The organism is Duganella phyllosphaerae, from assembly GCF_001758785.1.
GTDB lineage: Bacteria > Pseudomonadota > Gammaproteobacteria > Burkholderiales > Burkholderiaceae_D > Rugamonas > Rugamonas phyllosphaerae.
The window spans coordinates 107,299-115,814 of sequence record NZ_LROM01000085.1 but is presented as its reverse complement, the minus strand read 5'-3'; the positions used below and the strand labels follow the sequence as shown (position 1 = coordinate 115,814).

Annotated in this window: 8 protein-coding genes; 1 reads left to right on the top strand and 7 read right to left on the bottom strand. The window is 63.6% G+C overall.

Annotation, left to right across the window (positions count from 1 at the left end; genetic code table 11):
* A partial coding sequence (locus tag DUPY_RS28645; protein ID WP_208600038.1) for a hypothetical protein occupies positions 1–195 on the top strand: 195 nt, incomplete at its 5' end.
* A 31-nt stretch (positions 196–226) separates the two neighbouring features.
* Here the strand turns inward: DUPY_RS28645 and DUPY_RS12700 are convergent.
* From DUPY_RS12700 to DUPY_RS12670, 7 genes are all read right to left on the bottom strand, one after another.
* Positions 227–1,690 (bottom strand): GTPase domain-containing protein, encoded by a 1,464-nt coding sequence (locus DUPY_RS12700; protein ID WP_070248562.1) that lies wholly within the window; start codon positions 1,688–1,690, stop codon positions 227–229.
* An 8-nt stretch (positions 1,691–1,698) separates the two neighbouring features.
* On the bottom strand, positions 1,699–3,171 hold the full coding sequence (locus DUPY_RS12695) for a DUF2868 domain-containing protein (RefSeq protein ID WP_070248551.1): 1,473 nt from the start codon (positions 3,169–3,171) through the stop codon (positions 1,699–1,701).
* 59 nt (positions 3,172–3,230) lie between these two features.
* Positions 3,231–3,974: a phosphatase PAP2 family protein gene (locus DUPY_RS12690; protein ID WP_084640690.1), complete on the bottom strand. Its 744-nt coding sequence runs from the start codon at positions 3,972–3,974 to the stop codon at positions 3,231–3,233.
* Complete coding sequence (locus tag DUPY_RS12685; protein WP_084640689.1) at positions 3,946–5,676, bottom strand: phosphoethanolamine transferase; 1,731 nt, start codon at positions 5,674–5,676, stop codon at positions 3,946–3,948. The genes DUPY_RS12690 and DUPY_RS12685 overlap by 29 nt, the downstream gene beginning before the upstream one ends.
* A gap of 104 nt (positions 5,677–5,780) precedes the next feature.
* Positions 5,781–7,013, bottom strand: a complete 1,233-nt coding sequence (locus DUPY_RS12680) for a sensor histidine kinase (RefSeq protein WP_070248549.1) — start codon at positions 7,011–7,013, stop codon at positions 5,781–5,783.
* Positions 7,000–7,689, bottom strand: coding sequence for a response regulator transcription factor (locus DUPY_RS12675; RefSeq protein WP_070248547.1), 690 nt, complete (start codon positions 7,687–7,689; stop codon positions 7,000–7,002). The genes DUPY_RS12680 and DUPY_RS12675 overlap by 14 nt, the downstream gene beginning before the upstream one ends.
* Before the next feature lie 10 nt (positions 7,690–7,699).
* A complete protein-coding gene (locus DUPY_RS12670; protein WP_070248545.1) occupies positions 7,700–8,485 on the bottom strand; it encodes an enoyl-CoA hydratase in 786 nt (261 codons plus the stop codon).
* Positions 8,486–8,516: the final 31 nt, after the last annotated feature.

Sequence of the window (8,516 nt, the reverse complement as noted above, 5' to 3'; positions counted from 1 at the left end):
GCACTTTCATCAAACGTCCACACTTATCGACTGTTAATTTTTAAAGAACTGTATTCGGTACTGCGTTTCGCTGCGATCGTTTTGTCAGCCGCGAAGAAGAAAGAGTATGAAGCGTTTAGCTCGTTTCGTCAACCTTCTTTTTTCTCGTTTCACTCTGCATTTGCATGCGTTGTTCTGCGAGGGGGCGAATTATAGGCCGGCCGCCGGGGGCTTGGCAAGAGGCTTTTTACAGGCTGCCGGCGACGTCGGGATACAGGCGCGCCAGGGCGGCGGAAACGATTTGCTTGATGAGCAATGCTGCGCGGTCGCCGCTCAGCGCTGCCTTCTCGCGGCGCAGGTCTTTCCACAGTTCGGCCAGGTCGGCATCGTGCGCGCTGACGGCCTGTTCCACTTCTTCCTGCCAGAACGCCGGCGCTTCGTTTTCGACGAAATTGCCGCGACCACGGCCAAAGTGCGCCACGGCCAGGTAGCGCAGCACGCCGACTACGACCAGGTTACGCATGAAAGCGTCGGTAAATTGCACGGCAGCGACGTTGCGGTCGGTGCTGGCGTTGAAACCCCAGGCGGCGCCGGCAAAAGTAAGCGCCCCCACCACCCCGCCGATGATGGCGCCGCCGCCTAATGTCAGACCGCCGGCCATTACGTCGGCCGACAAGCCGGTGGCGGCACCAGACAACATGGCGCCCAGCAAACCGGCTTGCGCCTTGTCGATCGGTGCGCGCACGGCAAAGCTCTCGCGCACGCGCTCGTTGATCTTGCCGGCGTCGGTGGGGTCAAGCTGGTGCAGGATCAGCAGCTCGCGCGTGCTCTCGATCGAGCGTTGATTGAGGCGCGCGACCAGGGTAGCCATCGCCCGGTCCTGGCGCTGCTGTTCCTCGTTCTTGCCGATGCCCACCACCTTGAGCGCGGACTTGAGCATGCTCCTGCTTTCTTCCACTACCTGTTCGCTGTCGCGCGCGGCAGTGGCCAACTGGTCAGCAAGCAGATGGGTGGCGCGGTCGTAGCGCTCGGCATTGCGTGCCTGCCAGGTGGCGAACAACCGGGCATAACCGGCCTGCAGCGAGGGGTCGAGCAGCTTGCCGACGGTGTCGTAAAACACCCGCTCGTGCACCCAGCAGCGCGCGAAGGCGTCCAGCGCCAGCACTTCGCGCACGGCCGGATACTGGCGCAGGTGCTGGCGCCAGCGCTCCTGCTCGGCGTGTTCTTCGCCCAGCGGGCGCGGGCGGCCCACCTGGTTGAGCAGCACCACGACCGGCTTGTCGAGCCATTCGAGGATTTTCATTTCCGCCGGCAGGTAGCCGGTGTCGCGCGGATCTTCCGACGAATTGACCAGGTACAGCACCAGGTCGGCCGATTCACGCGCGGTGCGCATCGCCTGCTGGCTGAGCCAGAACGGGCGGTCGCGGTAGCGGTCGATCACTTCGCGCAGGAACCAGCCGATCGGGTTGCCCGCTTGTCCCAGGCGCTTGAGCAGGCGCACCGAGTCGCCAAAGCCCGGCGTATCCCACAGTTGCAGCGCGTCGCCCTGCGGCGTGGTCAACAAGGTATGCGATTCGGCGAAGATGGTGACGTGGGCGGCATCGCGCACCTCGCCGATATCGACGCCAACCAGGGTGCGAGCCAGCGTGGTTTTGCCATTATTGGTGTGCGAAATCAGCGCGAACTGGATCTGTACACCGTCTTTTTGCATGGAAACGGTCATTGTGGGGTCGAGAGTGGCAGCCCGGCTTCGAGCGGATGGGCACCAGGGTTGAGCAAGTTGACCACCGTGGCCCTGGTGTGATGAAAGTGGCAGAACTGCTGCCACAGCGCCACGCGCTCGGCCAGGCGGGCGCGGTCGTCGGGGTGGTCGCCCATGCGTTCGACGTAGCTTGATTCGTCCAGCAGCACGGCAATGCCGCGCGGCGACGACTTGACCAGGTAGTCGAGGAAGGCGCCGTGGTTTTCCTTCTCCGGGGTGGCCGTGATATTAAAGAGCACCGCAGTGATGTTGACGTTGGGGTCGGTCAGATCGACTTCGCGCAGGATCTCGCGCGCCTCTTCACCATAAGCGCTCGATGGCCGCAACATCATGCGGCCCTGCTCGCCGAACGCCATCACTGCGACCTGCACCAGGCCCTGGTGGCGCACCTCGTCCACCGTAAAGCTGTACGGCAGCACGCGCAGCAGGCCGCCGGTGGACACGCCGATGGTGTCATTCAGGCGGCGGAAGTACGGATGGTCGAGGTCGATCGGGAAGCGCCTGGCGAAATGCGCGGCGCGCAGGTTGTAGGCCAGCGCCAGCAACAGGCGCGGCAGCACCACGAACAGGAAGATGGTCGCCGCATATAAATGCACCCAGCGCGCCCCGCCCTCCGCAAGCGTGGTCTGCGGGAAGCGCAGTGCCTCGATCTCGGCCAGGGTAAAACCTTGTAAATTAAATATGAACATCGCCGGCGCGAACAGGAACGACAGCAGGCCATGCACTTGCGACGCATTGAGGAAGGTGCTTTCCCAGCCGGCGCCGTACTGCGCCAGCAGGCCGCGCGCGTACAGCGAGGCGACGGCGCCGAGGGAAAACAGCGCCGCGCTCAAGTGAATGGTGCGGTTGAGCCGGGCGGCCGTCAGTTTGGCGCTCAGTTGCGCCCACTCGCCCATAAAGCTGAGCAAGGCGGTGGCCAGTACCGGCGGCATCTTGCGCGGCAGGACCAGCTTGCCCACGCTCAGGCGGCGCACCATGCCATCCTTGGGCCAGCCCGGCGCACGCGACGGAATGACCAGGCTGATCAGCAATCCTATATAGACCACGAAGTTCCAGGCCAGGATCAGCAACAAGGGCGCGGAGAGCAGATCGACGCGGTGCGGATCGGTAATGCGGTCGAGCGCCACGCCCAATACCAGGGCCAGCAACGGCAGCGCCCAGGTCAAACCTTGCAAGCCGTAGCGGCGCTTGGCAAAGCTGGCAAACGCGGGATTGCGCTCGGCCAGGCGCTTGAGCAGCAGGTCGGAGCGCTGCTGCAGGAAATCGTCGCCGGTCACCTCTGCGTGCTTGCCCGAGGCTTGCCACTGCGCCAGTTCGCGCGCGCTGCGGCTGGCGTACAAGCGGTCGTCTTCGCTGAGAATTTCCTGCTTCTGGTCGGTGGTTTCGATGGCGCGGACCATCACCACATCTCTCGCGATTTGCTCGTTCATGGAATCCCCGTTATAAGTTAAACAACCTGATAGCGGGGATTGTGACGTACTTTATGAAATCAGGCCAACGCTGCACGCCCCTTACGTGAGCCGAGTATCCGATACAGCAAATAAACGATCAGCACCGCGATCCAGATCGACCACAGGGTGTGGGTAAGGAAATGGGCGCCGCGCAACTGCTGCATCCAGCCCACGGCAAAGCCGAACGCCAGCATGAGCGCACCCACGGCAGCGGCCATGCGCGGACGCGCCGGCAGCCAGAACACGGCCAGCGCCAGCAGCCACAGCGCGCTCGAGGCGTGGCCAGCCGGCAGGCAGTGACCGGAAGGTATACCGGCCGGCATCATTTCCAGTAAGCGCACATACGGCTCGTCGCCACCGTAGCGCTGCAAATCCCAAGGGCAGTGCGAATCGCTGAAACGCTTGAGCAGGCTGATGGCCGCCGGCACCAGCAGCGCCGACAGCGCCAGCACGCGCATGCCGGTGCGGCGCGCAGCAGTCCAGCGACGGATCGGCTTGAAGCAATCCCAGCTGGCCACGCCCACCACCGCAAAACCCAGCACCTGTAGCACGGTCTTCAGAATTTCGTGGTTGAAGCGCTCGGCCAGCCAGGCGTGCTGCCAGGGAAAGACGTTATGGGCGCGGTCGAACATGGCGTCGGCCAGGGCCAGGTCGAGATCGGTGTTATTGCCGATCCACAAGATCAGCAGGCCGGCGACGAGCAGTGCCCACTCCACCGGCCGCAACAGGGCGATGCGACGTTTGGCAGGAATATCAGGGCTGGTTGGCAAGGGTACAGGCATGGAACATATCCAGTTGCGGGTTGTAGACGGCGGTGTTGATGTTCAACATGCCCAGGAACGAGTGGAACACATTGTCGTGCGAGAACTCCTGGTCGCGCCGCGCTTCCATGCAGCGCTGGTCGATATTGAAGCGGTCGCGGAAATTCTGGTCCAGCCACAGCATGAACGGGATGTGGCGCTGCTCTTCCGGCGAGATGATGTACGGCGCACCGTGCAAATACATATTCTTCTCGCCCAGCGATTCGCCATGGTCGGAGAAATACATCATCGCGGTCTCGACGTTGTTCTCGGCGCCGGCCGCACGCAGCAAGTCGATGGTCTTGCTGAGGAAATAATCGGTGTACAGGATGGTGTTGTCGTAGGCGGCGACAATCGACTCGCGCGAACATTTTTCCAGTTCATTGCTGGTGCACACCGGGCCGAAGCGCTGGAATGCCGGCGGATACCGCTTCCAGTAAGCCGGGCCGTGGCTGCCCTTCTGGTGCAGCACGATCACGAGGTCGCGCTTGCCGTTGCGGATAATCTCGGGCAAGCCTTGCAGCATGCGCTCGTCGTAGCACTCGTCCTTGCCGCAGAACGGATCGCCGGCTTTCACTTCCGACATGTCTTCGTAGGTGACGCGGTCGCAGGCGCCCTTGCAGCCGGAATTGTTGTCGCGCCACAGCACGTCAATGCCGGCGTGACTGATTACGTCGAGCAAGCCCTCCTGCGCCTTGGCCTTGTCTTCCGAATAATTTTCACGCGTCATGCCGGAAAACAAGCAAGGCACGGAAATCGCCGTCGCCGTGCCGCACGAGTGTACATTTTTAAAATTGATCAGGCCGGCCTGGTGCGACAACAGCGGATTGGTGTTGCGGCTGTAGCCGTTGAGCGAGAAATTCATGGCGCGCGCAGTTTCCCCCACCACCATGATGGTCACCGTGCGGCGCGGCGCCTGCACGCCTGCCGTGGGGTGGTCGGGCGGTTGCGACCACAGCTTGCCCTTCATGGCGTCGCGGCCCATCGGTTCCACCACCAGCGGCTTGGCGAAGTGATGTTTGAAATAAGAGTTGGTGGCCTGGATCACGTTGGTGGGCGTGAGCAGGAAGCGCATTTCGCGGTACTCGCGCACGGCCGGCGCCAGGGTCTTGAAGAATGTCATCATCAAGATCCCCGCTGCGCACACCGACAGCAGGAACACGATGGCATTGGTGACCACGCTGCGGGTAATCGACGGATAGCGCAGCTTGACGTGGTAGACCAGCAGCGACGGCAACACGCCCAACATGGCCATGGTGAACAGCAAATCCCAGCTCAGCAGCTCCTGGGCTTCGTGCGGATCGGTTTCCATCACGTTCTGGACCATGGCAGCGTCGATGGCGATGCCGTAACGGTTCATGAAGTAGCTGGCGCCGGCAGTCATGAAGAACAGCGCGATCAGCACCGGTTTGAGCAGGTAGCGGAACCCCACCAGGCTCAAAAAGGCGTTGAACACCAGCGCCAGCATGGTAAACGCCCCCAGGTACAGCGGGATATTGGACGCCTGCAAGCCGCCGGTGGCCACCACGAAGGTTTTCCAGAAGCTGAAGTTGTAGGCCAGGACCAGGAACACCGCGGCGGCCAGCGTCAGTTGCATCGGATGCAAGGTCAGCTGACGCAGGCGCGGCAGGATGTTGGTGCGCAGTGCCTGTGGCAACTGCATGGTCAGGTTGTGAACGTTCACGCGAGGCTCCAGAAGTCTAGCCTCTACCTTACAAACCTGCCGGTCAAATCGCCGTCACGGCGGCGTTAAGATTGCGTTAAACCAACTTAATTTTGTGATTAGTTTTATGGAAAGCGAATCTCGAACACGCTGCCGCCCCCTGCTCTCTCGCTGTAATGCAGGCTGGCGCCCAGGTAGGCGCAGATGCGCTGCACCAGTCCCAGGCCCAGGCCGGTGCCGGAAGAGCCGCTACCGCTGGCGCCCAGTGGCGCGGCCTCGTGCAGCACCCTGGCGCGCGCGGCCGGTGGCAGGCCGGGGCCGGTATCCTCGACAAACAGCGACCGGTCTTGCAGCACCACCACCACTTCACCCTCCAATGTATACAGGCAGGCGTTGCGCACCAGGTTGCCGACGGCGGCAATCATCAGCTCGCGCGGCGCGGTGACCAGGAAGTCGAAGCCGCCGGCGTAGCGCAAGCTCAACGGCTTGGCGCCCAACAGCGGCTGGCTGCGCGCGCATTCCTCGGCAGCCAGTGCGGCCATCGAAACGGGCGCTGCTTCGAGCTGCTCGGGCGAGCGGGCGAGGCGCAGCAGCACCGTGATCGAGTCGGACGCATCGCGCGCCGCGCGGTAAATGCGCTCGGAGGCGGCCTGGATCGCCGGGTTGCCCGGCGCCTGCGCCATGATCACCTCGGCCGCGCCGCTGATGACGGTGAGCGGCGTGCGCAGCTCGTGGCTGACGTCGCCGGTAAAGAAACGTTCGCGGTCCAGCACCTCGGTCAGCTCGGTGGTGCGGGCGGCAAAGGCGCGCGCCAGGATGCCCAGCTCGTCGGGACTGTCCTGCAGCGGCAGGTCGGTGCGGCGCGCCTGCACGGCCGTGGCCAGGTCCATGATGGGGCGCACCACGCTGTTGCCGATGAACGCCCCGAACATCAACGATGAGACCAGGAAACCGGCAAACCCGATGGCAAACATGCTGTAGACCACCAACTCGATTTTTTCATAGGCGCTGGCGTGGTCCACCACCACGTAGTCGCCGGCAGCATCGCGCCCGGCCAGCACGTGCAGATCCACGCCATCGACGGTGATTTCGTTGGCGCCCTGCGGCAGGCCGCGCAGCGACTGCGGAATTTCGGCATCATGGAAAAAGCTCAGGCCGGCCGGCATTTCCACCGGCAGGCCGCCCGCCTGGCGCGGCGACGCCCAGGCCGCCACTTCCTCGAGGCGCTCGTCGACCAGCTTGACCTCGATCCCTTCGACCGCCACGGCGGCAATGATGGCAAAAAACAGGCTGGCGACGGCGGCAAACAGCAGGTAGGCAACGACGATACGGCGGCGCAGGGATTTAAAGGGGGGCATCGGAGGCGAGTAATTTGTAGCCTATGCCGGACACGGTGCGCAGCATGGCAAAGTCGTAGGGTTTGTCGAGCACCTGGCGCAGCGCATGGATGTGCGTGCGCAGGGCGTCGCTGTCGGGGCGGTCCTCGCCCCATACTTGCTGCTCCAGCATGTCGCGCGGGACCAGCTTGGGCGCCTGGGTCATCAGGCACTTGAGGATGATGTAGCCGGTCCTGGTGAGCACCAGCGGCGTGCCGGCGCGGTGCACCTCGAATTTTTCGGTGTCGAAACGCAGGTCGCCCACCGCCAGCACGGCGGCGCCGGCAGTCTGGCCACGCGCGCGGCGTACCAGCGCGTTCAGGCGCACTTCCAGTTCGACCAGCGAGAACGGCTTGACCAGGTAATCGTCGGCGCCGCTGTCGAAGCCGGCCACCTTGTCCTGCAGCGTGTCGCGCGCGGTGAGCATGAGCACAGGCGTGGCCTGGCGCAGCTCGGTGCGGATCTTGTGGCACAGCTCCAGCCCCGTCATCCCCGGCAGCATGACGTCGAGCACCATCACGTCGTACTCGTGCTGGGCGGCCAGCGCCAGGCCGGCGTAGCCGTTGGCGGCCGAGTCGAGCACGTGGCCCTTCGGCTCCAGGAACGCGTACAGGTTGGCCAGGATGTCCGGATTGTCTTCGATAATCAAGATCCGCATGGAATGCCGGTCACAGTCCGTCGAAGTTGGCGGGACGCTTGGCCAGAAAGGCCTGCATGCCCTCTTTTTGCGCCGGCGTGCCGAACGCGGCCTGGAACAGGCGGCGCTCGTAGGCCACGCCATCGGTCAGCGGGGTCTCGAAAGCGCGGTTGACGGCGTCCTTGACCATCATCGCCACCGAGGTGGGCATGGTGGCGATCTGTGCCGCGATCGCCAGCACTTCCTCGATCAGTTTTTCGGCCGGCACCACGCGCGAGACAAGGCCGATACGCTCGGCCTCGGCGGCGTCGATGGTGCGCGCGGTGAGCAGCATGTCCATGGCCTTGGCCTTGCCGATGGCGCGTGGCAGGCGCTGGGTGGCGCCGGCGCCGGGCGGCACGCCGATCTTGATTTCAGGCTGGCCAAACTTGGCGGTGTCGGCGGCGACGATAAAGTCGCACATCATGGCCAGCTCGCAACCTCCGCCCAAAGCAAAGCCTGCCACGGCGCCGATGACCGGCTTGCGCACCTTGAGGATGTGCTCCCAGTTGCGGCTGATGTAGTTGTCGCGGTAGGTGTCGGCATACGTGTAGTCGACCATGGCGGCAATGTCGGCGCCAGCGGCAAACGCTTTTTCGCTGCCGGTGAGGACGATGCAGCCGATGGCCGGATCGGCATCGAAGCTGCGCAAGGCGTCGCCAAGTTCGTCCATCATGTTGTCATTGAGGGCGTTCAGGGCCTTGGGACGGTTCAGGCGGATCAGCGCGGTCTTGCCGTGTACTTCGACGATCAGGTCTGCATACGGTGCTTGTTGCATGATGTTCCTCCACGGTGGCATAGGTATGGCG